The following is a 23,796-nucleotide window of genomic DNA, read 5'->3' as shown; positions in this document are numbered from 1 at the left end:
TCGACACCTGGTGCGCCGCTCACTTCTCGATTCGCGTACGCTGCGGTAGGCTCTGCAATCGACTTGGACAAACGGTCGACACGTGCCGGCTCGTGAAAGATAGTGCGGATGAAGGCAGAGAATGGAGGTGGCAGCAAGCGGAGCGTCAAAAGAGCGTCGCAGACACGGCTTATCGCAAAGCCGTCGCGCACCTTGCCTGAAACTGCGGCAGTCGCAAAACCCGCACCGCCACAGCCGCCGCTTGTTTCGGCAGATCTGTCCCACTCGCTGATCTATCGCATCCGGCGGGCCCAGCTCTGGATCTTCAAAGATGTCAGCCGGCGGCTAGCCGCCTTTGAGATCAGCCCGTCGCAATTGTTCGCGCTGTCGGTGATCGAAGCCAATCCGGGCCTCAATCAGCTCGCGATCGCGCAATCGTTGTCGATTGAGCGCGCAGGGCTCGGCAGGCTGGTGGATCAGCTGGAGCGGCGCGGATGGGTGCAACGCTCCGCCTCCGCCGTCAACCGCCGCTACTATGTGCTCTCTTTGACGGAAACCGGGGCCGCACTCTTGGGGCACTTGCGGCCCGCAATCGTCGAAAGCGAGAAGGCACTAGCGGAAAGCATTGGGCCGCGATCGTTCCGCGAATTGCAACGGGCACTGGACCGGATGCGGGATCGCTGAAAGAAGTGCGCGCGAAAACACGTGATCGTGGTCCGGCGCGCCGCGAAGGAGATCAACCGCCCAGGACAAGCAAAACCGGCCACAGCTTCGCAAGCAGCCACAGCATCAGCGCGAAGCAGCCCCAGATGCCCATCAACGTCAATACGGCTCGTGGATCCCTGACGATCATCATGCGCCAAGGTACCATCATAGGAGCCGCCCGAACAGAGCCGATGAATTGAGAGCGATGGGCGACCCAGGAGGCTCCGAGAACAAACCTGCCGAGAGGGGTTCTGGAAGGAGGCGACCGGAGGCACATGGTTAGGGATCACAGGCTGGGCTGCCCAAACCTGAAGTGGATGTTCGACACATTCTAGTAGATAGAGTCGACCTGTATTCTTCGCGAGCTTCAATCAGACGGGACTAGCCACTACGGTACAAGGCTCGGTATCCGCACGATCTGCTCGCCGAAGGATGTCGGGCGGGCTCCATCGGGTCGAACGATTGATCCGGCAGCAAGCCAGCTCGACTAGACCGCCGCCCGTTGCTGCGGAAGATGTCACTCCGTCCGAAGGGGCAGAGGCGGCGGTCTGTCGGCGCGCAACCGAGAGCCTAACGAGCGCAGATGACCGGGCGATGACTGGGCCCTTTGTTCGCACCCGCAGTGAACATCCATGCACCGCTCGCTGCCACCTCGGATGGTCATCTGTTGTCCCTGTTGAGGCGTTTGAACCCACGTCGCTGCCTCGACCGGGCAGCCTTCTCGTAGCGTTCCAGAGCCAACAAATCTCTCATCTGCTTTTGTTCTGGACACTCAACGAGGGCGAAGATCAGATCTAGCCGAACAGTTCGGATCTGCGCCTGCCGACTTCTCGCTTGAGCAAGATCTTGCAGCCCCAGCTCCATCGAGGAGCCGTTGAATTCCCTCATGAGGGCTGCATTGAGCGCCTCGAAATCCGGACCAGCAGCTTCATCCCACCGAGACAAGCCGTGTCGATAAGCATTGCGGCTCGACCTCGCTTTGCCGGCGCTTGTCTGAGGGCCTCTGCTCTTCGCGGCGTTCGCCCGGTTGGCTTCGATTTGTCGTTTTGATGCGATTGCGGCCTCCTCGATCTTCCGGCACAGCCTTCGCTAGACACCGATGCCATCCCCCTCCGCCAACGAGTAAAAAACTTGATGAGAGGCGGAGTGGCAGTCCTTGGTTATTGCTTCCGCTAATCACTCTTTTTCGTTGTGAGATGAGGATGGCAGTGCTGTGCCATCAGCGGTGTGATAAAGGATTGGAGGTTATCCCCATCAAACAGATAGGCCTTAATACCAGCCGCTTTCGCCGCATCCAGATCGCTCTGCTTGTCACCTATCATGAAGCTATCGCTCATGTTCACCGGATAGCGCGCAAGCAGCGCATTGATCATTCCAGGCTGCGGCTTGCGGCAGCTGCAGAGGACTCGGTATCGCGCAATCAGGGCATCGGGATGGTGTGGGCAAAATTCGAAAGCATCAATATGCGCGCCAATCATGGCGAGTTGATGCGACATCCATTCATGCAGACTTCGAACATGATGCTCCTGATAAAGTCCCCTGGCGATTCCTGATTGGTTCGTCACAACAAATGCGAAATACCCAGCATCATTGACAGCCTTGACAGCCTGCTGGGCCCCTTCCACCCAGCGGATCTTATTCGGATCAGAGGCATAGCCGTCGTCCTCATTGAGGACACCGTCACGATCAAAAAACACTGCCGGACGCATAAGTCCTACTTCCCCCAAATTCGACCGAGCTCATACAACATCTTCCGATAATCACCGCTTCTTTTCAATACACCGCATGGGCAGGACTCCCTGCTCAACAGCGTGGCTGCTCATTCACCCGATTGGGTTCGTTTTGTCGCTTGCTGCAATCGCGAAGTTGCTTCGCTCTTTTCCCTCAAGCGCTCGAGAATAAGAGCCACTTCGGTCGTCAAAACGAGCAACATTCTTGCTGCAGAAAGGACTGGCATTCGTCCGCAATTGGAGCGTTACTGATTCGACCGGGTGCGAATGCTGATCTCAGCGCCGGTATCTCGCCTCGCCAATGCGGGGCTCGCGGCAGTGCGGCGAAAGAACGCCGCTTGTTCTTGCGTAGGAGATATCGGTGACAACGGTTCAAACAAATGGCGCGCCAAATCACAGCATCAGATTCAACCCGAACGACCGCCGTCATTTCATCGGCGGCTCGGACGCGCGGACCATCATGGGAGACGATCAGGATGCCCTCGTGCGGCTCTGGCGGGAGAAGCGGGGCGATGTCGAACCGGAAGACCTCTCAGACAACTTGATCGTTCAACTTGGGACGGTGACCGAGGTTCTCAATCGCGCCTGGTACCAGAAGTCATCCGGCCAAACCATCAAGGACATACAGAAGCGCGTTCGCCATCCCGTCCACAAATGGATGGGAGCGACCCTCGACGGCATGGTCGAACAAACCGGCGAAGTGTTCGAGGCCAAGTTCATGCTGCCTTGGGCTTTTACGGAGGAAACGGCGGCCGACAAGCACATGGCGCAGTTACAGCACAACATGTGGGTCATGGCGGCGCGCAGCTCGGTGCTCTCAATCATCACCGGCGGCGGCAAATGGGTCGAGATCAAGATTCATGCCGATCCGCTCTTCCAACATCTCCTGCTTACGGCCGAGAAGAAGTTTTGGCGCTGCGTTCAGAGCGGCGAGCCGCCCGTCCTGCTCAACATCGAAACGCCACGGCCCCGGCTGGAGGCGGTGAAGGTCGTCGATATGTCGACGTCCAATCAATGGGCGGAGCTGGCGGCCACGTATCTTCGAACCCGCGAGGCGCACGGGGAGCATGAGACCGCCAAGGCGGACCTGAAGAAGCTGATACCGGAGGATGCCAAGGAGGCGACGGGCCATGGCATCAAGGCCAAGCGCTCGAAGTCCGGGGCCGTCAGCTTCGACGCTCAGGCCGTGGAGGTGCCCCATGCACGAATCCAGTGAGCACATCGGCACCATTGCGGCCGCCCTCGCCCGGGCCCAGGCCGAACTGATGAACCCGGAGAAAACCTTGACCGCCGTGATCCGGTCCCCCTTCCCGCGCGAGGACGACCGGGCCTTTCGCTACGCTTCCCTAGCCTCTGGGCTGGACATAGTCCGAAAGACGCTGAGCCAGCAGGAGATCGCAACGATCCAGACCACCCGGGTCGAGCAGCCTACCGGGCACATCCATCTGACCACCCTGCTCGCCCATGCCTCCGGAGAATGGATCTCCTCAGACTGGCCGGTCTGCGCCAGCAAGGACGTCGAAGCGCCGCACCGGATGGGTGCGGCGCTGACCTATGCCCGGCGCTACGCCCTGTTTGCTCTGGTCGGGATCGCGGGAGAGGACGACATGGATGCACCGGATGCGCTTGCCGGGCCTCCCGCGGCTGCCGAACCAGAAGCCGTCCCGAGACCGAAAGGGAAACCGTCCAGAGACATGCTGAACCGGCCGCCGGTTCTGCCGCCGGACCGCTCCGCAGGGCTGTTGGAGCGGCTGCTTGGCGAGCTGATCTCCAAACAAGACGGCGACAGCCTGCTCACCTGGGCCAAAGCCAACCTGCCCCTAAAGAATACGCTCCTCTCGGCGGACGCTCGCATTCTTGAAGCTGCCTACCAGAAGCGGGTCGAGGAAGCGGCCATTGCCGAACTCAACGCTGGCGAGCAACAGCCGGCCTCCCAGTCCGGCCTAGCTCTGACCGACCATCAGCTCTCCGGCGATGCCGCGGCGGGCGGAGCCGGTATGTCCTCGCAACCTGAGCGGCAACAGGCCGGCGTGGCCTTTCCGAAGGGACCCCCGCGCAAGCGAAGCAAGACGCATCTTGCTTTCGTCCGCAGCCAATCCTGCCTCGTCTGCCAGCAGAGCCCCGCGGATGCCCATCATCTCAAGTTCGCCCAGGCGCGAGCCCTCGGTCGCAAGGTCAGCGACGAGTTTACCGTCCCGTTGTGCCGCAAGCACCATCAAGCGCTCCACCGGCACGGCGACGAAAAGGCGTGGTGGGCCGACATGCAGATCTCGCCTCTGCCGATTGCAAAGGAGCTGTGGGAAGCAAGTCCGGTCCACGAGACTGACCAAGCAAGCACAATCAATCAAGTTCCTCGATCGCTACACGGCTCGGGGACACCTCGTCAATGAATGGGTCATTGGACAGCCGCGAACCACAAACTGTCGTCGCTGTACCCATCGAGTTCGAGGCGTTATGTCCCGCACCTCAACTGCTGCCCGGCGAGAGGCTTGAACACTATCATGCGCTTCAAGCCGCAATCTTTCAGGACATCAAGCCACGGTCAGCTATCGAATGGCTCCTTGCCATCGACATCGCCGAATTGTCTTGGGAGATGCAACGCTATCGAGTACTTCGACATCGCCTTCTAAAAACCTATAGACAAAAAGCGATAGAGCTGGCGCTTCGACGTATCGACATGGTTGGCATCGCTCCGAAATTGCAAGACATGGCCGAATTCTACACTCTGCAGAATGCCCTGGACTGGCAGCTTGATCCGATTGCCGCGGCAGACATCGAAACAAGGCTCGCTTCGTACGGTTTTGATCAACACGCCGTCAGCATGGAGGTCTATGTCCAGGCCCGCGAGGCGTTCGCTATCTTTGAAGCGTTGCTGAATAGCTCTCAGCTTCGACGCCTTCTGTTGCTGAAAGAGCTCAATAATTTTCGACGAGATCGACCGGAAGGGATATTCCCCGGGAACCGGTTCAACGCGGCCACTCGACGACCGGCACTTCACTCACCACTCGCAGGTGAGACCGAATTATGATCAAAGCTCGTGGCGGCTGCGGCCGCATCAAGCCGATCTAGGGGCCGTAGACTTCAAAGTGCCCAACGCGCGCTTCAAGTTTACTCAACCGCACACCCGGGAGGCCTCGATACCAAAGTCTCGGGATCTGATCCGTAAAAAAACGTAATGCTAAATGGTCGGCTAACTTCGGCTCTAATCTGCAAGACTCGCGCCCTGTGGCTATCAAGCGAGACCGGGCCGTGCTTGCTCGGGAACATCCCGGTGGTGGCCCGCCGAATTCGCGCCAACGCCGCTGGCGCATTCTCAATCGTTAGCGCACCCTCAGTGATCGCGAGTGGCGCGCTCTGCGTCGCGGCTGAAAAGCACGCCGCCAACGCAGCCTTGTTCTTCATGCTCGGCGCGATCGAGTGATCCTTTTGGCAGTTCCGCAAACAGCGTTTGCTCGCCAATGTTCGTCTCGCTGTTCTGAGCAAACTAGGGCCTGATGGAATCAGCCCGGAGTTCCCGCGGACTGCTGTGCATCAAATACGCGCAGCTCGCGAGCGCGCCGCTTTCGGGAGTACCTCGCTTGGGCTAATTGCTTCGACCGACTTTCTCAGCGAGCATTCTGTCACAACCAAAGCTCATCGTGGCTGGCTTCTTAAACCGGAAGCTATCGGCCAAGCGGGCGCGGGGCTGCAGGTAGGCTTACGGCGGCTTTTTTGTAGAGTTGGAAGCGAGGTCATGCGAACGCCCATTCGGTCTTTTTCGAGCCCTTCGTGGCTGGCTTGGAACCGAAGCCTTCTGCCGACCAGCACCGTGATCTCCCATGCGTCGACTGTCTTCGATCTGTCCACGCGTCAGAAGGATTCCTCTCGCGCAAGCAAAGTGCAAGCGCCGCGGACTCGCGGCGGAATTGCAAATCAGGCCGCAGTGATGGCGCTGCCGACCACTGAGTCCACCATTGAGACGGAGTTGTCGGGTCCATCGGTCACAGCGGCCAAGGTAGGTCGAAACTATGTCGCCATGATTGATGGGTCGCAGATCGAATGGACGGATCTGAACGGCGGATCACCGACGCAGCAATCTGTGTTACAGCTCCTTCTCCCCGTTATCGCCCGTCCACCGCGTGGCTTCGGCGGAGAGACGAATGCAAAGAGCAGCGCACGTTGATGAAAAATGTTGCGCGCATCGAACCGCAATGGAGGACCGACGATCATGACCGCATCTCCGAGCCACATCGTCGTCCTTTCCCTGGAAAACGAGAACTACGCCGACATCGTAGGTAATCCGCAGGCGCCTTACCTGAACTCGCTGATCGCTCAGGGTATGCTGCTCACCAACGACTACGGTGTGACCCATCCGAGTCAGCCCAATTACATTGCCCTGTTTTCCGGCTCGACGCAGGGCGTCACCACCAATGGCGCCATTACCCAGCTTCCGGCCAGCGTCCCGACGTTGGCGAGCACGCTTGCCGCCAGCGGTTACACCTTCGGCGGTTACGCCGAAACGACGGCGGCCCCCGAACGCCAACCTTGGATCCACTTCGCCAATTCGGCCAATGACGGTCACGATTTCAGCGCCTTTCCTCAGACCGCGGCCGGCTTCGCCAACCTTCCGACCGTCTCCTTTGTTGCCCCCAACGACGCCGACAACATGACGCCGACGAGCGACAATGGCGGCGGGATCCCGGCGGGCGACGCCTGGGTCCAGGCCAATCTTTCCGCCTACGCTGCCTGGGCGCAGGCCAACAATTCGCTGCTGATCGTCACCTTCGACGAAAACAACACTAATCCAGCGGTGACCTACCCCGACCACGTTGCGGCGATCGTCGTCGGCGCGGGCGTCCCGGCCGGGGCCGTCAACGACTCGCCGGCTGGTCCCTATTCCTTGCTTGCCACGATCGAAAGCCTTTACGGCGCTGCGCCGATCGGTGCCAGCGCCGGCGTGCCGGCGCTCAACTTCTACTCGGCGACGCCACCGACGTCCTCCACCTCGGTCGACCATTCATTTTCCGGATTGTCCGATCCGAACAACACTCCGCCCCAAAACGCGTTGGCGGTCGGGCCGAATTACATTCTCACCGCGGAAACCACTCACTACGAGATAACCGATCTCAGCGGCAATCCAATCGTATCTAACGGATCATTGCACACCTTGTTCTCGCCACTGGGCGCCACGCTTGACAACCTCCTTCTCGACGCGCGCGCCGCCTATGACAGTTCGACCGGCCACTTTGTGGTCGTCGCGAGCAATTTTCAGCCGGGAACCGGGAACTTCGCCACCAATATCGATATCGCCGTGTCGGTGGACAGCAATCCGAGCGACGGCTGGTATCTGACTTCGATCGATACGTCCAACAGCGGCACGACCCAATCGGACATGCCCTATCTGTCGGTCAGCAACGGCAAAATCTACATCTCCGCGCCCGAATATCCCGACGCGGGAGGCGCCTACAGCAACGGCGAATTCGTCGTCAACGAAAGCAGCGTCATAGCCGCTGCAAACGCCGCGATCACACCCGACGCCAGCGCTATCGCCTCAGGGAGCGGCGGCATCATGCGTAATGTCGCTGGGGGCAACGGGGTGACCTACTATTTGAGCGCATATTCGACCGGTAATGACACCGCGCTCACATATCAAACCTACGATCCGACGCACGGCTTCAGCGGGACCCAAACGCTTTTCCTCCAGGACGCCGACGTCGGTGGGGCCGGAAGCAACTACACCGCCGCGCAGTTGGGCACGACCAAGACGCTTGACATTGGCGACGGGCGTATCCAAGGCCTTGCCTACACTTCCTCGGGAGGACACAACTACGTCTATGGCGTGAGCGAAACCAAGCCGAGCGCAGGGTCGCCCGCGCAAATCGAGTGGTTCAAGCTCGATGTCACCGATCCCACGAATCCGCAATTTGTCATCGGGAACGTGATTTCCGGCGCCTCCATCGGCACTGGAGTCGCGGTGTTCGATCCTTCGATCGCAGTCGACCAGAACGGCGACGTGCTCATCAATTTTTCGGCCTCCGGGCCGAACATGTACCCTTCCGACTATTATACCGTGCTCGGCGCCGGCGCTTCCGCCTTCACCGCGCCGACGCTTTACCAGGCGAGCAGTGCGTTTTTCGATTCCGGTGCTCTGAACGACCAGCGCTGGGGCACCTATTCGACCGCAATCGCCGATCCGAACAACCCGAACGGGTTCTGGATATCGAATGAATATATCGCCAACGGATGGTGGCAAACGGCGGTAGCTCAGGTCAGTGTCCATCCGGACACGACGGCGCCCGCCCCGCCGACCGGCCTGTCGCTCGACGCGACGACGGACAGCGGTACGGTCGGCGATGGCATCACCAGCTTTGCGCACGTCAAGATCGACGGCACGGCCGAGCACGGCAGCACGGTGACGCTGTATGATAGCAATGGCGCGACCGTGCTTGGCACGGGCACGGCGGACCTGGCGACTGGTGCGTTCAGTATTGCGACATCGGCGCTAGCCGGGGGGACGCACAATATCACCGCGAAAGCGACCGATGCGTGGGGGAATACGAGCACTCCGTCTGCCGCCCTGGCCGTGACGGAGGACACCACGGCGCCGCTCCCGCCGGCCGGGCTGTCTCTCGACGCGACGACAGACAGCGGTACGATCGGCGATCGCATCACCAACGTCGCGCACGTCAAGATCGACGGCACGGCCGAGCACGGCAGCACAGTGACGCTGTATGATAGCAACGGCACCACAGTGCTTGGCACGGGCACTGCGGACCTGACGACTGGCGCGTTCAGTATCGCGACATCGGCGCTGGCGCAGGGGACGCACGACATCACCGCGAAAGCGACCGATGCGGCAGGGAATACCGGCACGGCGTCAGCGGTCCTTGCCGTGACAGAGGACACCACTGCGCCGGTTCGGCCGACCGGCCTGTCGCTCGACGCGACGACGGACAGCGGTGCGATCGGCGATGGCATCACCAGCTTTGCACAGGTCAAGATTGACGGCACGGCCGAGCACGGCAGCACGGTGACGCTGTATGATACCAACGGCATTACGGTGCTCGGCACGGGAACTGCGGACCTGGCGACCGGCGCCTTCAGTATTGCGACGTCGGCGCTAGCTGAGGGGACGCACAATATCACCGCAAAGGCGAGCGATGCCGCGGGGAACACCGGCACCGCCTCGATCCCCCTTAAGGTGACCACGCTCGACCTGGTCGCCAGTTCGGATTTTGACGGTAATGGCCGTAGTGACGTTCTCTGGCACGAGGACAACGGCGCGGTGTCGATCTGGGATAATGGCGACATCAACGGGGCTCATATCATTGCAGGACCTGGCGTCGTGCCCGATAGCTGGCATATCGCCGAGACCGGCGACTTCGACGGCAATGGCCAGAGCGACATCCTCTGGCGCAACGACAATGGCGCAGTATCCATCTGGGACAACGGTGATATCACCAAGGCTCACATCATTGCCGGAGCGGGCGTCGTTCCCAATAGTTGGCATATCGCCGGCACCGGCGACTTCGACGGTAACGGTCAGAGCGACGTCCTCTGGCGCAACGACAACGGCGCAGTTTCGATTTGGGATAACGGTAATATCGCCAAGGCTCATATCATTGCCGGAGCGGGCGTGGTTCCCAATAGTTGGCATATCGCCGATACGGGCGACTTCGACGGCAATGGCCAGAGCGACATCCTCTGGCGCAACGACAATGGCGCAGTTTCGATTTGGGACAACGGCGATATCAACAAGGCTCATATCCTTGCCGGAGCGGGCGTAGTCCCAAATAGCTGGCATATCGCCAGCACCGGCGACTTCGACGGCAATGGCCAGAGCGACGTCCTTTGGCGCAACGACAATGGCGCAGTGTCGATCTGGGACAACGGCGACATCAACAAGGCTCATATCATTGCTGGAGCGGGCGTCGTCCCCAATAGCTGGCATATCGCCGGCACTGGCGACTTCAACGGCAATGGCCACAGCGACATCCTCTGGCACAACGACAATGGGGCGGTTTCAATCTGGGATAATGGGCAGATTGGGGCAGCGCATCAAACCGTTGGTGCGAACTTAGTCCCCAACGACTGGCACATTGTGTAAAGCAAGCTTCTCGGCGGTCAAAGGTGCGGCCGGGATCCGATCAAAGTCCACCGAATGGGCAGTGTAAGTGACAGATGCCGACCGAGGCGCTCAAAAGAAAAGTCGGCCGCGCTAAAGCGGGATGCCGTATCTATTGTCGCCGCACTTATAGCGCGCCCCCGCAGTTTGCGCAGAACGCCGCGCGCTGGGATGATTATATGAACTATCACAATGCGAGTTTTGGAAGGATCCGGGACACGCGCGCCCGTGGCCTCGCGATAGATACCGCTTTGCTCATTGTCGTCTCTCAAAATGGGGTGGTCCGGCCGGTGGAAGATCAGCCGGCGGCTTCGTGGCATTTTCAACTTAGCGAGCATGAGCCAGCTCCTCAAAATGCGGATTGGCGGACGGCATCCGCAGGGCGGCCATAGGCGGCAACCCAGCGTGGTTTCGACGTGCAGTCCGCTGCACTGGCGCTAAGCCGTCGCCTGCATCGCAACCTGATCGCGGTAGAGCTTCGCCGCTTCGCTCGCGTTGGCATCCGGGCCCCGTGCCTTCTGGAGGAGCTTAAGAAGACTAACCCAAGCCAAGAGGGCGGCCGTCGGAAGCACAAGCATTTTCAGTGGCTCACAAACAACCGCGCATACCCAAATCGCACGGTAACCGTCCGGTGAGGGCCGCGGGAAGATCGCGTGGCGCGGTGGCCCGATCAGGCCGCAGACTGAACGGGGGTTCTCTTCCATTCCCAAGGCAGCAGCTCATTGAGCCGACCTTGCCGGGTGCTGGCGATGCGGGCCAGGACGTCCGCCAGCCAGGCTTGCGGATCGAGGTCATTGAGCTTTGCCGTCATGATCAGCGTCGCCATGACGGCGGCACGGTCGGCACCGCGTTCGGAGCCGGCGAAGAGCCAGGACTTGCGGCCGAGGGCAAAGCCGCGCAGCGCGCGCTCCGCCGCATTGTTTGTCAGGCAGATCCGTCCGTTGTCGACGAAGCGGGCGAACCGGTCCCAGCGGCGCAGCATGTAATCGATTGGCTTGGCGACCGATGAGGAGTTCGACAGCCTGGCACGCTGATCGCGCAGCCATGCTTCCAATGCAATCACAAGCGGGGCGCTTTGTTCGTTGCGCACCCACAGCCGCTCTTCGGCACTTTGGCCGTTGATGCGCACGCTCAATATCGAACAGCGCATCGATGCGCTTGACCGCCTCCAGGGCAATCGGCGAGATCGCCGCGGCGTTCCTGTCTCGCCTTGCATGGCGGCGATATCCGCCAGCTCGAAGAACTGCCGCCTGGCATGGGCCCAACAGTGTGCGGGCGTGATCGGCCCTTGCGCGCGCGAAGCGTCATACAGCTCATTATAGCCGCTATAGGCGTCGGCCTGCAGGATGCCGGTGAAGCTTTGGAGATGCCGTGTGGGATGCTCTTGCCGTCGGTCGCGTGAGGCATAATAGAGCGCCGCTGGCGGCGCCCGGCCACCAAACGGCCGGTCGTCGCGGACATAGGTCCAGATATGCCCCTTCACCGTCTGGCCCTTGGCCAGGATCGGCACCGTGGTGTCATCGCCGTGCAACCGCTCGGCGGTCAGGACGTGGCGCTCGATCAACCCATAAAGCGGATGCAGGGCCGTCGCACAGGCGCCGACCTGGTCGGCCATTGTCGACAGGCTCAGATCGATGCCCTCTCGGGCGTAGCGCTCGCTCTGCCGGTTCAAGGGCTGATGCTGGCCGAACTTCTCGAACAGGATCATTGCCAGCAGGTTCGGCCCGGCAAAGCCGCGCGGCGTCACGTGGAAGGGCGCTGGCGGCTGGGTGATCGTCTCGCAGTTCCGGCACGAGAACTTCTCCCGCACCGTCTGGATCACCTTCCATTGCCGGGGAATGACCTCCAGCGTCTCGGTGATGTCCTCGCCCAGCTTTGACAGCTTCGATGAGCCGCAACAGGGGCAGCTCTCCGGTGCGGCGACCACGACCCGCTCGCGCGGCAGATGATCGGGGAACGGTTTGCGCGACGGGCGCTTACGCTCGAAGGATTGTACGGTCTGCGTCTTGGCCGCCGCCCTCTCCGCTGCGAGTTCGTCTTCGGTCGCGGTTGCTTCCAACTCTTCGAGCTCAAGCTCCATCTGTTCCAGGAGCCGTGCCTTGCGCTCCGAGCGGCTGCCATAAATCTGGCGACGCAGCTTCTCGATCTCGAGCTTGAGGTAACTGATCAGGGCCTCAGCCGCCTTCGCGTCGGCAGCTTCCGCTTTGGCGCTCGCCGCGACCGCTTCCGCTTGAAGACGCGCGGCGCGCTCCGCGAGGATCATCGCATGCGCGGCGGCAAGATCGGTGGGGAGCGATTCAGATGTGGTCACGACGATGATGGAATCACATCCACGATCCGCAAGCTCAAAGCCTCATCCGACCGATGTCGGCCGCCACGTCTCTTGTGGGTGCCGCCAGTCGATCCCGGACAAAAGATAGCCGAGCTGCGCCGACGAGATCGTCACCACACCCTCCGCGGGGCTCGGCCAGATGAAGCGCCCCCGCTCCAAGCGCTTCGTGAACAGGCAGGCGCCCTGGCCGTCATGCCAGATCACCTTCAAAAGATTGCCCCGGCGTGCGCCGCGGAAGCAAAACAGGTGACCGCCAAGCGGATCGCGATGCAAGATTTCCTGAACCTGCAACGCCAGCGACGGAAAGCCCTTCCGCATGTCGGTATGGCCGGTCGCGAGCCATACCCGCACGCCGGCCGGCAACGGGATCATCGTGGCCGTCCATCAGTCAGCGCTGCCACGACTGCGCTCAGCGTCGCCACGTCAACCGCGCCCGTGATCCGCATCCGAGCCCCGGCCGAGAACTCAATCTCGATCGTACCGCAGCTTCCGGAGGGACCCGTCAACGATTGCCGGTCGGGCGCAATGGAGACTGCCGCAAAACGGACTTCGCCATCCTGCCGCTGCATCGGCTCGGGCCCGCAAGCGAGGACGCCTGTGCGCGCCTGCCGCCGCCAGGCCGTAACCAGATTGCGGTGAACGTCATGTCGCCGAGCAACCTCGACAACACTGGCTCCAGGCGCCAGACTCTCCTCAACGATCCGAAGCTTCTCGGCGCTCGTCCACCGCCGCCGCCGCTCTGGACCGGACAGAACCGTAACCGTCGTCACGTTTGCTCATTTGCTTGCGAATTAATGAGCAAATCATCTCACGCTCGAACCCGATCCGGGAAGGCGGCCTCCACCGGAGGCTTACATCGCACGAGCATCTTGGCGCGGTGGTCGCCACTATGAAGCTCAGCAGCGGTTGGCACGACTTCAAAGCCAAACTGGATTAAGAGAAATTTTCGGGGAGCGAACGGCTACCCATCGGCGGCTGGGCCGGCAAGATCGCTCCGAGTTCGCCTTGCCGCATCCAAAAAGCCCGTTGATGAGGTCGCTGTGATGGATATTGAAGCAAGAGACAGCGCCATCAAGGCGTTGTTCGGCGAGATGCACATCAAGCTCAGGAAAGCAGAACTGGTCCTCAAAGCTGCCTGCGCCTGTGCGGACGCTTCAGCATCTCGGATTCCGTTCGCGTCTTGATGGATCAGCATCAACACGTCAAAGAGTTCAGCAGCCTACATGACGCAATCACTTTACTCGGGTGCTTGACTGGCACAATACTGCGATCACGAGTTGATAGGCGCCGAAGCTAAAAGGGGCAAGCACATTCGCCCGCACCAAACACTAGTTCGCACTCACCAGGGAACGAAGATTGCGACATACAAGCCGGCGGTAAGGACTAAGACAGCCGTGAGCAAGAGACCCGCAGATTCAAAGGGTTGGTGGAGACGAGCAGCGATGGCTGGTCGATCCTCCTGAACAACCTGCTGCGAGTGCAGCCCGCGATCTGCCATCACCCAACCAAACAATTCGCGTGCCTTCTCCCACCGACCCGGCCGACCGACCGCCGCCAAATTCTCAGCAGCTTGCCGACAATCTTCAGCAACCTTCAAAAACGCGGCCCGCTCAATTTCCGTGGGTGCGGCTAGCGCCTGATCCAAGCAGATCCGGTGCATTCTCCGGAATTCTTTCAGATCTCTGCTCATCCCGCCTGGTTCCTTTGATGAAGGTGGAGTCGCGAACGTATCCCAGAGCGCGAACGCTTTCAACGTGCGGCATCTCTTTTGGTCATCCCGATCTTCGCAAAATCGAAATGAAGAAGCTCCAACAGATACGCGCTCCCTGACGCAATTCGAGCGACATCACTGGGGCGCGCAACTGTCTAGATGTTCGTACAGGCGATAGGCTTGCCTCAAACCTTCCTCAAGGGAACTCTGCGCGCGCCAGCCGAGCTTGTCGAGGCGGCTGACGTCGAGCAGCTTGCGAGGCGTGCCGTCGGGACGCGAGGTGTCGAAGCTGATCTCGCCGCGATAACCGATGATCTCGGCGACCAGGCGCGCGAACTCGGCGATGGCGATGTCCTTGCCGGTGCCGATGTTGATCAGCTCCGGACCCGAATAGGTCTTCATCAGGTGCACGCAGGCATCGGCCATGTCGTCGACATAGAGGAATTCTCGGCGCGGCGTACCGGTGCCCCAGACCACGACGCTGGTTGCGCCCGACACCTTGGCCTCGTGAAAGCGCCGGATCAGGGCGGCAACGACGTGGCTCATTTCGGGGTGATAATTGTCGCCTGGGCCGTAGAGATTGGTCGGCATCACGCTGATGAAGTCGCTGCCATACTGGCTGCGATAGGCCTCCGCCATCTTGAGGCCGGCGATCTTGGCAATCGCGTAGGGCTCGTTGGTCGGTTCCAGCGGACCCGTCAGGACGGACTCTTCACGCAAGGGCTGAGGGGCATGCTTCGGATAGATGCAGGACGAGCCCAGGAACATCAGCTTCTCGGCGCCGTTTCGATGCGCGGCGTGAATCACATTGGCCGCGATCGCGATGTTGTCGTAGATGAACTCGGCCCGCAGCGTGTCGTTGGCGACGATGCCGCCAACCTTGGCAGCCGCGAGAAAGACGACCTGCGGCCGCGCCTTCGCGAACCAGTCGAACACCGCGGCCTGGTCGCAGAGATCGACCTCGCGCCGGTCCACCGTGACCAGCTTGACGTCCTCCCGCGCGAGCCGGCGCACCAGTGCGCTGCCGACCATGCCGCGATGGCCGGCGACGTAGACGCTCTTGCCTTTCAGCTCAAACGGAGCGTTTGCCATTTGCGACGTCCCGTTTGACCTCAGCCAGATCGCTGGCCACCATCTCCGCGACCAGTTCCGCAAAGGTCCGCTTCGGCGTCCAGCCGAGCACCTCGCGCGCCTTGCTAGCATCGCCGACGAGGAGATCGACCTCGGTCGGGCGGAAATAGGTCGGGTCAATCTTCACAACCGTCTTGCCACTCTTGGCATCGACACCCGTCTCGTCGACGCCCTGGCCGTGCCATGCGATGCGGCGGCCGACTTGCGCAAACGACAGCTCGACCATCTCGCGGACCGAGCGCATCTCGCCAGTGGCGAGCACGAAATCGTCCGGCTTGTCCGCTTGTAGGATCTTGTGCATGCCCTCGACGTAATCCCTGGCGTGGCCCCAGTCGCGCTTGGCCTCGAGATTGCCGAGATAGAGCGTCTCTTCCAGCCCGACCTCGATGCGGGCGACGCCACGCGTAATCTTACGGGTCACGAACGTCTCGCCGCGGATCGGGCTCTCATGGTTGAACAGGATGCCGTTCGAGGCGAACATGCCATAGGCTTCGCGATAGTTCACGGTGATCCAGTAGCCGTAGAGCTTGGCGACGCCGTACGGCGAGCGCGGATAAAACGGCGTGGTCTCCTTCTGCGGGATCTCCTGCACCAAGCCGTAGAGCTCTGAGGTCGAGGCCTGGTAGAACCGCGTCTCCTCCATGCCGAGGATGCGGATCGCTTCCAGCAAGCGAAGCACGCCTACCCCGTCGGCGTTAGCCGTATATTCAGGGCTCTCAAAGCTGACGGCGACGTGGCTTTGGGCGGCGAGATTATAGATTTCGGTCGGCCGGATCTGCTGCATCAGACGGATCAGATTGGTGGAATCCGTCATGTCGCCGTAGTGCATCTGGAACGGCACGTTGCCAAGATGAGGGTCCTGGTACAGATGGTCGACGCGGGCTGTGTTGAACGAGGACGAACGCCGTTTGATGCCGTGCACGACATAGCCGAGCGACAGCAGATATTCGGCAAGATAGGCCCCGTCCTGGCCGGTCACACCGGTGATCAGAGCAACCCTTTTGGTCATGGCCTGCCTTGTTCCCGCAGCAATTGAAAGAGATGGCCGCCGAGGAAGCGTATTCTCCAGCCTCTCTCTTGGACATGCGGCCATTCGCGGTCAACCCCAATTCGTTGCTTAGACACCCCTGCTCTTGACTAGCCTGGAGGAGGACCGCAATACCCGTCCCCAATGGATGGCACTTCCTAAACATGATACTGGAGATCACGGCCTCGTCGAACTGCATCGGCAGTTTGCTCCCCAAGAGAACGCAATGGTCAAGCTGGAATGTCCCAAAATCGTGAAAGCACATCATCGACCAACTGCCGCGCCACGCCGCGGGCTTACCGGGCCACGTCTTTCGGCACGGAAATCTCTTGGGCTTCATTATCCCGATCCTGGCGGTCACGCAACGCCGTGGCGAGGGTTCCGACATTCATTCTTGCGACGGAATTTTATCCACCGGATGGAAGCACAACCGCAACCTATCTCGGTGCGATTGCGCGTGCGATCGCACTGGATATGAAGGCAGTCGTCTTTTCCGGAACGCCCTCTTCTGCGAGCCGGGAACAGGCAGATCAGGCGACACCTGTCGTGATCGAAGTCGCGCACTGGAAGCCCCCCCAGCGCGCGCTTGGGAAGCGCTTCATCGCGAGTTCGGCGCTGGCCATACGGATGTTCTGGGCGGTCTACCGTCGAGCACGCCGGGGCGACGTCGTCATGTCGGTGACTAACCCTTTCACCCTGCCCTATGCAATCACGCTTGCGGCAAGGCTGCGACGCGCCAAGACGGCGCTCCTGATCAACGACCTTTATCCGGAAGCGCTCGAGGTCGCCGGTCTTGCCAAACGCAGCTCCCTGATTGCGCGCACCCTGCGTCTTGCCAATGCATGGCTGTTCAGGTCGCTGAGCGCGATCTTCGTCATCGGCCGGGACGTGCCCCCTCTTCTGTTGTGTTACCCGCGAGTCAGTGCCGACAAGATCCATTACGTGCCCAATTGGACATTGCTGCCAATCGGCTTCCGCGAGCCCGATAACGAAAGTCACTTCAGGAAGTCCTGCCCCGCGCAATTCGTTGTAGGCCTGTGCGGCAATCTCGGCTTCACGCACGCACCTCGCACCGTCTTCGAGGCCGCACGGCTATTGCAGAACGACAAGGGCATACACTTCGTTCTCTCCGGATGGGGAATAGGCTGGACCGAACTGAAAAGCCTTCAGGCCTCGGAGCATCTCAGAAATCTCACCCTGCTCGATCCCGTGGCCGAGGACCAGCTCGCAGAGTTTCTGTCGATGGCCGACACCTGGGTCATTCCCTACCGACGCAACGTCGCCGGCGTTTCGATTCCAAGCCGCCTCTACAATTTGCTAGCGGTCGGCCGAGCCGTCATCGTCGGAGCGGAGGCGAATTCCGAAGCCGGCATTGCGGTGACAGAGGAGGAAATCGGCTGGGTCGTGCCTCCAGAGGATTCTACTAGCCTCGCGCAGGCAATATCCGAAGCGGCTGCTGATCGCACAGCAACTCTCGAACGGGGCCGCTTGGCCGCGGGCGCCGCACTGAAATACAGCGAACACGCTTCGACGCTTCGTTACCGGGAAATTGTGCGACGCCTCCGCGAGGACGGCGGCTCGAATTAAAAGTTCTTGATTAACCGAGCAACCTCGCCCTGCTGCTCGCAGGTGATCTCCGCGAACATCGGAGGGAGAGGATCTTGAGAAGCTCGCTTGATGGATAACAAAGCAGGTGCCGGTAGAGTATTGAATTACTCTCTTCGGCGATTTTGATGGCACGCTGCTCGGTTCGGATCATCGGCATGTTCTATGCCTAATGTCCGGTTGAGAGCCCGCAGAATTGTCGGGTCCGGTCCCGGCTTGATTGGCATAATCGATGGCGCTGAAAGTCACGGCCGAGTCCCCGCGTCGGCCGTTCGCTGAGCGTCTTCGGAAGGACCGCGCCGCTACCGTGATGCTGCTTCGGCCGGGCCGGAGACTACCGATTTCGAAGGAGCTTTGGGCGGCCACCGGAGTGCATAGGAAAAGCGAAGGAAATGTGGTCAAAGCGGCACCAGCTCGCAGCTCCTGCTGGAGGTACCAGGCCAATGAACGCGCACCTTTCGATGGCCACCAGCCACAAACGGTAAGTCCTATACGAATCGGATCGAAGTCTTCCGCTCCCAATTGAGACCGTCTGCACCATCATCAGGCAGTTCAGAAGAAAAGTCCAGGCACATCGCTCCCAAATCGGCAATCGAAGGGCTCCTCGCCGTCAATATCGCCGGACTATCCTATGAGATGCAGCGCTATTGTGTGCTCGAGTTCGCCTAGAGCGGTTAGCGCCAGAGAGAAGTGAGATTACGCTTCTGCGCAGGAAGCGGCGGGCATCGCTCCTGAATTGCAAACCAGTGTGGACTTCTACAACGCCTAGGATTTGCCAATTCAATACGATTCACGAATAAGCACTCCATCAGAATGAAGTCAACGTTCAGGCGGCGTATCCTCGTCTTTAAAACGGCTTAAATGGCGCACAGCTTGGACCTCCTCCTAAGAACTCAAATTTGCGTCCAATCAACTTCCGTTTTCAAATTGGATAGCCCAGTCAGCTTGACGCAACATAACTGAGCACCGATACTCACCGTCTTATTTGGAAATGATCTATATGCAGGTCAGAAATCGCCTGAGCGCGGCCAAGCGCCGCCTGATGAAGTATCCTTTTTTCCCGGCAATCAATATGCCGTTTCGGGCTTACGAAACTGGAAGAGACTATATTGCTCCGGTTGTTGCAAACTGGACTAAGTGGCTTTTCAGATCGCGGGCTGACGCCAACTTTACCTATAACCTCACCGATAGGTGTCGGACCAATCTTGCTGCCGGCCTTAGTGGGATCGTCGGTGTCCCCTTCGAAACGATTCGATCATATTTCCGAGAAATTGAAGAGGATGTCGAGTTTAATAATCACATAAACGGGCTATGGAAAGACCATCCAGAGCGGTTTCGTACGGACCAGTGGCCTCACGTAGGACGCCGCATGGTCTGGTACGCTATCGCTCGATCGGTGAAACCAAGGGTTATTATCGAAACCGGTGTCGATCAGGGGATGGGAGCAGTGGTGCTGTGCGCCGCACTATTGCGCAACACAGCGGAAGGACACCCCGGTCGTTATTACGGAACGGATATCAACAAAGACGCTGGCTTCTACTTGAAGCCTCCGTATTCGTCCATTGGAGTTGTTTTATACGGAGATTCTATCCAGTCTCTCCGCGCCTTTGACAGCCGGGTCGATTTGTTCATCAATGACAGTGAACACAGCGCAAAATATGAGGCCGAGGAATACCAGGCCATAAAAGAAAAGTTGTCCGCTCATGCAATCGTTCTTGGTGACAACTCGCACGTCACTTCTAAGCTTGCTGAATTTTCAATGCGCGAGGGACGGCGATTTGTCTTTCTAGCGGAAGAACCTGCCGACCACTGGTATCGAGGCGCCGGCATCGGTGTCTCTTGGAAGGTCACCTAGGGCTCACAACATGGCCGACCCTCGCCTGCAGGACCACAGTGATCTGGCACCCGTTCCGTCATCCAATCTATCGTCTAATCTTATGGTGGCGGCAGCAATACGACACCTGCCATGTCCCCGCGCGCGACACCGGTTCCGATCACTTCGGCCCGTCGTCTGTTGACCAGCTTGAGGCGTTTGAGCACACGCCGCTGTCGCGCCTGGGAAGACTTCTCGTAGCGCTCCAGGCCGAGCAAGTTTTGCCTTTGCTCCGGGGCACCGATAAGCACCGATTAATCGGAACCTAAGATCTCGGATCCGATCCTGCCGAGCTTGGCTAGAGCAGGTCCTGCGCACCGACCTAGGCGATCTCGGCCATGATGCCATGATCGCCGCCGTCGTGCTTGGATCCGGCGGGTAGTGCTGGCTCGCGACGACTCACCGTGACTGCGCCCTTCTTGCTGCCTTATGCGGCGGTGGCTGCTGCAAATCGGCTTGGCGTCGCCGCTGCCTGCCGCAAGGTCACGGTCGAGCGCCTGGCAATACATTTCGGCGAAGCGCTTGGTCAGGCCCAGCATCGACACCGGTTCGATCGCCTTGTCGGCGTCGCCGGCAAGTACAGCGAAGACGTCGCGATCCAGCGCTATCGCGAAGTCGTCGGCGCTGCGGGAAGCAGACCCTAACCTTCGAACTTCCGGATCAAACCGACGACGTAGTTCTGCTGCTCCCGGCTGATCTCGGCGAACATCGGCAGAGAGAGTATTTTCTGCTGATTGCCAACCGCGTTTGGAAACTGCTCCGAGGTGTGCTCATACCGGCTGTATGCTGGTAACAACGGCAACGCCGTCGGGTAATTGATTGCCGTCTGCACGCCGTTTGAACTCAGGTAGCTCGCCAAGGCGTCGCGCTTCGGATGCTTGACGGTGTAGAGATGGTAGACGTGCGTGCGCCCGGGCGCGACCTGCGGCACCTGGAGATCCTCGATCTGCGTGAGGCCGGCATTATAGACCGATGCAGCTTTTTGTCGGGCCTCGGTCCAGGCTTTGAGATGCGGCAGCTTGGCCGACAGGATTGCCGCCTGCATTCCGTCCAGACGGCTGTTGATGCCCTCGATGTCGTGCTTATGCTTCACCACACCACCATGCCGGGCAAGCTTGGTCATGTGTTCGGCTAATGCGGAGTCACTGGTAACGACCGCACCCGCATCTCCCATCGCGCCCAGATTCTTGCCTGGGTAGAACGAGTAGGTTGCAGCCGCTCCGAACGTGCCGATGAGCCGGCCCTTGTAGCGAGCTAAGTGCGCCTGCGCGCAGTCCTCTATCACCCACAATTTGTGCTTCCGCGCGATCGCTATGATGGCGTCCATGTCAGCCGGCTGGCCGAACAGATGCACTGGGATGATGCCGACGGTCTGGGGGGTGATCGCCCGCTCGATCGCTGCCGGATCGATCGTGAACGTGGAATCGTCGGTATCGCAGAACACGACCTTGGCGCCGGAATGAGTGATCATCGCGGACGTTGAGATCCAGGAATGCGCCGTCGTGATCACTTCATCGCCCGACTTCACCCCGAGCGCGACCATCGCAAGATATAGCGCGTCCGTGCCGTTCGCGCAGGAAATGCAATGCTTCGCCTCGGCGGCCTCGGCGAATTCCGCCTCGAAGGCGTCTACAAAAGGCCCGCGGATGAATGCACCGTCGCGGATGACGGCCGCGATCGCGCCGTCAATTTCGGACTGCAGGTTCCGATACTGAAGGTGCAAATCGGCAAATGGTACTCGCATTAGACCTCCTTCCAACTGCGAGCCGAATTGGCCGCAAATCTCGCCTTGTACGACGGGAACTGCGCGACCATTTCTCGCTCCAAGTCAATAGGCATGCGCCGTCGCGCTGGATTAGTCGGATATTGAGCGCTCGATCGATTCGGCACCCTCAATATACTCATAAATTCGCACAGGACTTCAAGTTCGAGCTCATAGTGACGCCCGGCGAGCACCTCCAGATCGTCCTCCGGAAACATCGGCGTCTCGACGACCGCAAGCGTTTGCCCCGCATCCACCTCCGCGTCGATAAAGTGCAGTGTCACACCAAGTGGCACCCCATCAAGAATCGCCCATTTAAACGAATCGAGTCCGCGGGTGCTCGGAATTATGCCTGGATGGCAATTGACGATCCGCTTTCTCCCAATCGCAGCGTCGGAGAAAATGCCGGCGCCCGCGACCAGATAGTAGTCGGCCACATCTGGAATTGAATCATAGTTGCATGGCAGAAATTCAATATTGTGGAAGCACGCTAATTCGCGCGTGCTTGGCGCTCGAGTTTGATCCGGTCGATGCTGGAACAAAACGTTCCGTTCCGCGCGCTGAACGAATGGCAACGCCAATAGCTTCAACTCGTAGACCGGCCCGCGGGAGAGACGCGCTCTCAGGCGAAGACGATGAACGATCTGCTCCGTCTTCAGATGCGAGTGATCGTAGGTGATGATGCCGACGGAAATCGGAAGGTTACCCATGGCTCATCTTTGCCCCAACCTAACCTTCTGGGGAGAGAACCGAATCGACACTTCTCTGCCCGTTTCGATCGACTCATAGAGCGCCGAGATCAGCTCAAGGCTCTTTCGCCCCTCGAGACCGTCGACCAGCGCGGCGCGCTCGTGAAGCAAGCAATCCACCACATGCTGGTAATAGGCCTGATGGCCAAATCCATAGACGTTAGGCGGATTGACCGAGAATTTCTCGACGACCTCCTTGTCGGTCGGCAGCTCATCGACGAAACGCCAGTGCCTGATCTGGTTGACGGCGAAGCCAGCGATCTCGACCGTACCCCTCTCGCCGAGGATCGAGAGCGAGCCTTCGAGGTCGGTCGGACGCGCCGCGGTGGTCGCCTCGATGATGCCCAGCGCCCCGTTGCGGAATTTAAGCGTCGCAACGGCGGTATCCTCGGTCTCGATATTCGCGAGCGCGGTTGTGGCACGGGCATGGACGCTGACGACGTCACCGAAAAACCATTCGAGCATATCGACGTGGTGACTCGCCTGGTTCGTGAGCACGCCGCCGTCATAGGCCCAGGTGCCGCGCCAAGCATCTTGGTCGTAATAATCCTGATGGCGGCACCAGCGCACTCGGACCGTTCCGAGCGTCAGCTTGCCAAAGCGGCCGGCGTCTAGGGCCTCGCGCGCCTTGACCACCGGCACGTTGAAGCGATTTTGCTTGACCACGAATAGCTTAACGCCGGCCTGATCGCAGGCCCGGATCATGTCGTCGGCATCCTGGAGCCGGAGCGCCATAGGCTTTTCGACGACCACATGCTTGCCCGCCTTCGCACACGCGATAGCATGCTCGGGATGCAGGCCGCTCGGCGTCAGCACGGTGACGACGTCGATGTCCTTCCGGGCAAGGAAGGTCTCGATGTCATAGTATGCGGATACGCCGAATTTCGTCGCCACAGCGTCGGCGCGGTCACGAACCGGATCGCAAACCGCGGTCAGCCGGGCATTTTCGATCTGATTAGAGCCAAGCAGATCCGAGTGCCGTTTGGAGATACGTCCACAACCGAGCAAGCCGAATCTGAGCATAGAACTTCCCCCTGATCGCGCAGGTCGAGGCCAAGACACCTCAACTATCCTTCTCGCGGCCTAGA

The 23,796-nt window shown here is 60.0% G+C and carries 21 protein-coding genes and 1 pseudogene; 10 read left to right on the top strand and 12 right to left on the bottom strand.

What is annotated here, in order from left to right:
- Nucleotides 1-108: 108 nt before the first annotated feature.
- Nucleotides 109-663: a MarR family winged helix-turn-helix transcriptional regulator gene (locus AC0L2O_RS19400; protein WP_473370825.1), complete on the top strand. Its 555-nt coding sequence runs from the start codon at nucleotides 109-111 to the stop codon at nucleotides 661-663.
- Nucleotides 664-715: 52 nt separating this feature from the next.
- Here AC0L2O_RS19400 and AC0L2O_RS19395 read toward each other — a convergent pair whose 3' ends face one another.
- Nucleotides 716-853, bottom strand: coding sequence for a hypothetical protein (locus AC0L2O_RS19395; protein ID WP_473370824.1), 138 nt, complete (start codon nucleotides 851-853; stop codon nucleotides 716-718).
- A gap of 1,003 nt (nucleotides 854-1,856) precedes the next feature.
- The gene (locus tag AC0L2O_RS19390) at nucleotides 1,857-2,393 is read right to left on the bottom strand and encodes a D-glycero-alpha-D-manno-heptose-1,7-bisphosphate 7-phosphatase (protein ID WP_473370823.1); all 537 of its coding nucleotides are present in this window, start codon (nucleotides 2,391-2,393) and stop codon (nucleotides 1,857-1,859) included.
- Between the two features lie 382 nt (nucleotides 2,394-2,775).
- Between AC0L2O_RS19390 and AC0L2O_RS19385 the strand changes: the two genes are divergently transcribed.
- The 6 genes from AC0L2O_RS19385 to AC0L2O_RS19360 all read left to right on the top strand — a co-directional run bounded on the left by AC0L2O_RS19385 (nucleotide 2,776) and on the right by AC0L2O_RS19360 (nucleotide 11,153).
- A complete protein-coding gene (locus AC0L2O_RS19385; RefSeq protein WP_473370822.1) occupies nucleotides 2,776-3,630 on the top strand; it encodes a YqaJ viral recombinase family protein in 855 nt (284 codons plus the stop codon).
- On the top strand, nucleotides 3,614-4,804 hold the full coding sequence (locus AC0L2O_RS19380; protein ID WP_473370821.1) for an ERF family protein: 1,191 nt from the start codon (nucleotides 3,614-3,616) through the stop codon (nucleotides 4,802-4,804). Before AC0L2O_RS19385 ends, AC0L2O_RS19380 begins: the two co-directional genes overlap by 17 nt.
- A gap of 8 nt (nucleotides 4,805-4,812) precedes the next feature.
- On the top strand, nucleotides 4,813-5,442 hold the full coding sequence (locus AC0L2O_RS19375) for a hypothetical protein (protein ID WP_473370820.1): 630 nt from the start codon (nucleotides 4,813-4,815) through the stop codon (nucleotides 5,440-5,442).
- Nucleotides 5,443-6,147: 705 nt separating this feature from the next.
- Nucleotides 6,148-6,576, top strand: coding sequence for a hypothetical protein (locus AC0L2O_RS19370; RefSeq protein WP_473370819.1), 429 nt, complete (start codon nucleotides 6,148-6,150; stop codon nucleotides 6,574-6,576).
- Between the two features lie 45 nt (nucleotides 6,577-6,621).
- The gene (locus AC0L2O_RS19365; RefSeq protein WP_473370818.1) at nucleotides 6,622-10,500 is read left to right on the top strand and encodes an Ig-like domain-containing protein; all 3,879 of its coding nucleotides are present in this window, start codon (nucleotides 6,622-6,624) and stop codon (nucleotides 10,498-10,500) included.
- A 434-nt stretch (nucleotides 10,501-10,934) separates the two neighbouring features.
- On the top strand, nucleotides 10,935-11,153 hold the full coding sequence (locus AC0L2O_RS19360) for a P63C domain-containing protein (RefSeq protein ID WP_473370817.1): 219 nt from the start codon (nucleotides 10,935-10,937) through the stop codon (nucleotides 11,151-11,153).
- Between the two features lie 35 nt (nucleotides 11,154-11,188).
- Here the strand turns inward: AC0L2O_RS19360 and tnpC are convergent, their stop codons facing one another.
- From tnpC to tnpA, 3 genes are read right to left on the bottom strand one after another with little or no spacing between them, the layout of a single operon-like run.
- Complete coding sequence (tnpC, locus tag AC0L2O_RS19355) at nucleotides 11,189-12,829, bottom strand: IS66 family transposase (protein ID WP_473370816.1); 1,641 nt, start codon at nucleotides 12,827-12,829, stop codon at nucleotides 11,189-11,191.
- Nucleotides 12,830-12,871: 42 nt separating this feature from the next.
- Nucleotides 12,872-13,222, bottom strand: coding sequence for an IS66 family insertion sequence element accessory protein TnpB (gene tnpB, locus AC0L2O_RS19350; protein ID WP_473370815.1), 351 nt, complete (start codon nucleotides 13,220-13,222; stop codon nucleotides 12,872-12,874).
- On the bottom strand, nucleotides 13,219-13,620 hold the full coding sequence (gene tnpA / locus AC0L2O_RS19345; protein WP_473370814.1) for an IS66-like element accessory protein TnpA: 402 nt from the start codon (nucleotides 13,618-13,620) through the stop codon (nucleotides 13,219-13,221). The genes tnpB and tnpA overlap by 4 nt, the downstream gene beginning before the upstream one ends.
- Nucleotides 13,621-13,893: 273 nt before the next feature.
- Between tnpA and AC0L2O_RS19340 the strand changes: the two genes are divergently transcribed.
- Entirely contained in the window at nucleotides 13,894-14,034 is a 141-nt protein-coding gene (locus tag AC0L2O_RS19340; RefSeq protein WP_473370813.1) for a hypothetical protein, read from the top strand.
- Between the two features lie 155 nt (nucleotides 14,035-14,189).
- Here AC0L2O_RS19340 and AC0L2O_RS19335 read toward each other — a convergent pair whose 3' ends face one another.
- From AC0L2O_RS19335 to gmd, 3 genes are all read right to left on the bottom strand, one after another.
- Entirely contained in the window at nucleotides 14,190-14,540 is a 351-nt protein-coding gene (locus AC0L2O_RS19335) for a hypothetical protein (protein ID WP_473370812.1), read from the bottom strand.
- 156 nt (nucleotides 14,541-14,696) lie between these two features.
- Entirely contained in the window at nucleotides 14,697-15,653 is a 957-nt protein-coding gene (fcl, locus tag AC0L2O_RS19330) for a GDP-L-fucose synthase (RefSeq protein ID WP_473370811.1), read from the bottom strand.
- The gene (gmd, locus tag AC0L2O_RS19325; RefSeq protein ID WP_473370810.1) at nucleotides 15,634-16,701 is read right to left on the bottom strand and encodes a GDP-mannose 4,6-dehydratase; all 1,068 of its coding nucleotides are present in this window, start codon (nucleotides 16,699-16,701) and stop codon (nucleotides 15,634-15,636) included. Before gmd ends, fcl begins: the two co-directional genes overlap by 20 nt.
- 258 nt (nucleotides 16,702-16,959) lie before the next feature.
- Here gmd and AC0L2O_RS19320 point away from each other — a divergent pair, with 258 nt between their 5' ends.
- Both AC0L2O_RS19320 and AC0L2O_RS19315 read left to right on the top strand, forming a co-directional pair.
- The gene (locus AC0L2O_RS19320; RefSeq protein ID WP_473370809.1) at nucleotides 16,960-18,306 is read left to right on the top strand and encodes a glycosyltransferase family 4 protein; all 1,347 of its coding nucleotides are present in this window, start codon (nucleotides 16,960-16,962) and stop codon (nucleotides 18,304-18,306) included.
- A gap of 1,018 nt (nucleotides 18,307-19,324) precedes the next feature.
- Entirely contained in the window at nucleotides 19,325-20,179 is an 855-nt protein-coding gene (locus tag AC0L2O_RS19315) for a class I SAM-dependent methyltransferase (RefSeq protein ID WP_473370808.1), read from the top strand.
- 470 nt (nucleotides 20,180-20,649) lie between these two features.
- On the opposite strand, the pseudogene AC0L2O_RS19310 reads toward AC0L2O_RS19315, so the two are convergent.
- From AC0L2O_RS19310 to AC0L2O_RS19295, 4 genes and pseudogenes are all read right to left on the bottom strand, one after another.
- A pseudogene (locus AC0L2O_RS19310) lies at nucleotides 20,650-20,763 on the bottom strand (polysaccharide biosynthesis protein); the annotation flags it as partial.
- A gap of 74 nt (nucleotides 20,764-20,837) precedes the next feature.
- Nucleotides 20,838-21,941: a DegT/DnrJ/EryC1/StrS family aminotransferase gene (locus AC0L2O_RS19305; protein WP_473370807.1), complete on the bottom strand. Its 1,104-nt coding sequence runs from the start codon at nucleotides 21,939-21,941 to the stop codon at nucleotides 20,838-20,840.
- Nucleotides 21,941-22,669 (bottom strand): formyltransferase family protein, encoded by a 729-nt coding sequence (locus AC0L2O_RS19300; protein WP_473370806.1) that lies wholly within the window; start codon nucleotides 22,667-22,669, stop codon nucleotides 21,941-21,943. The genes AC0L2O_RS19305 and AC0L2O_RS19300 overlap by 1 nt, the downstream gene beginning before the upstream one ends.
- A gap of 3 nt (nucleotides 22,670-22,672) precedes the next feature.
- Nucleotides 22,673-23,731 (bottom strand): Gfo/Idh/MocA family protein, encoded by a 1,059-nt coding sequence (locus tag AC0L2O_RS19295; protein ID WP_473370805.1) that lies wholly within the window; start codon nucleotides 23,729-23,731, stop codon nucleotides 22,673-22,675.
- Between the last annotated feature and the right edge of the window lie 65 nt (nucleotides 23,732-23,796).

This window comes from Bradyrhizobium sp. Kon10, from assembly GCF_055807395.1.
This window is presented reverse-complemented; position numbering and strand designations above follow the sequence as displayed.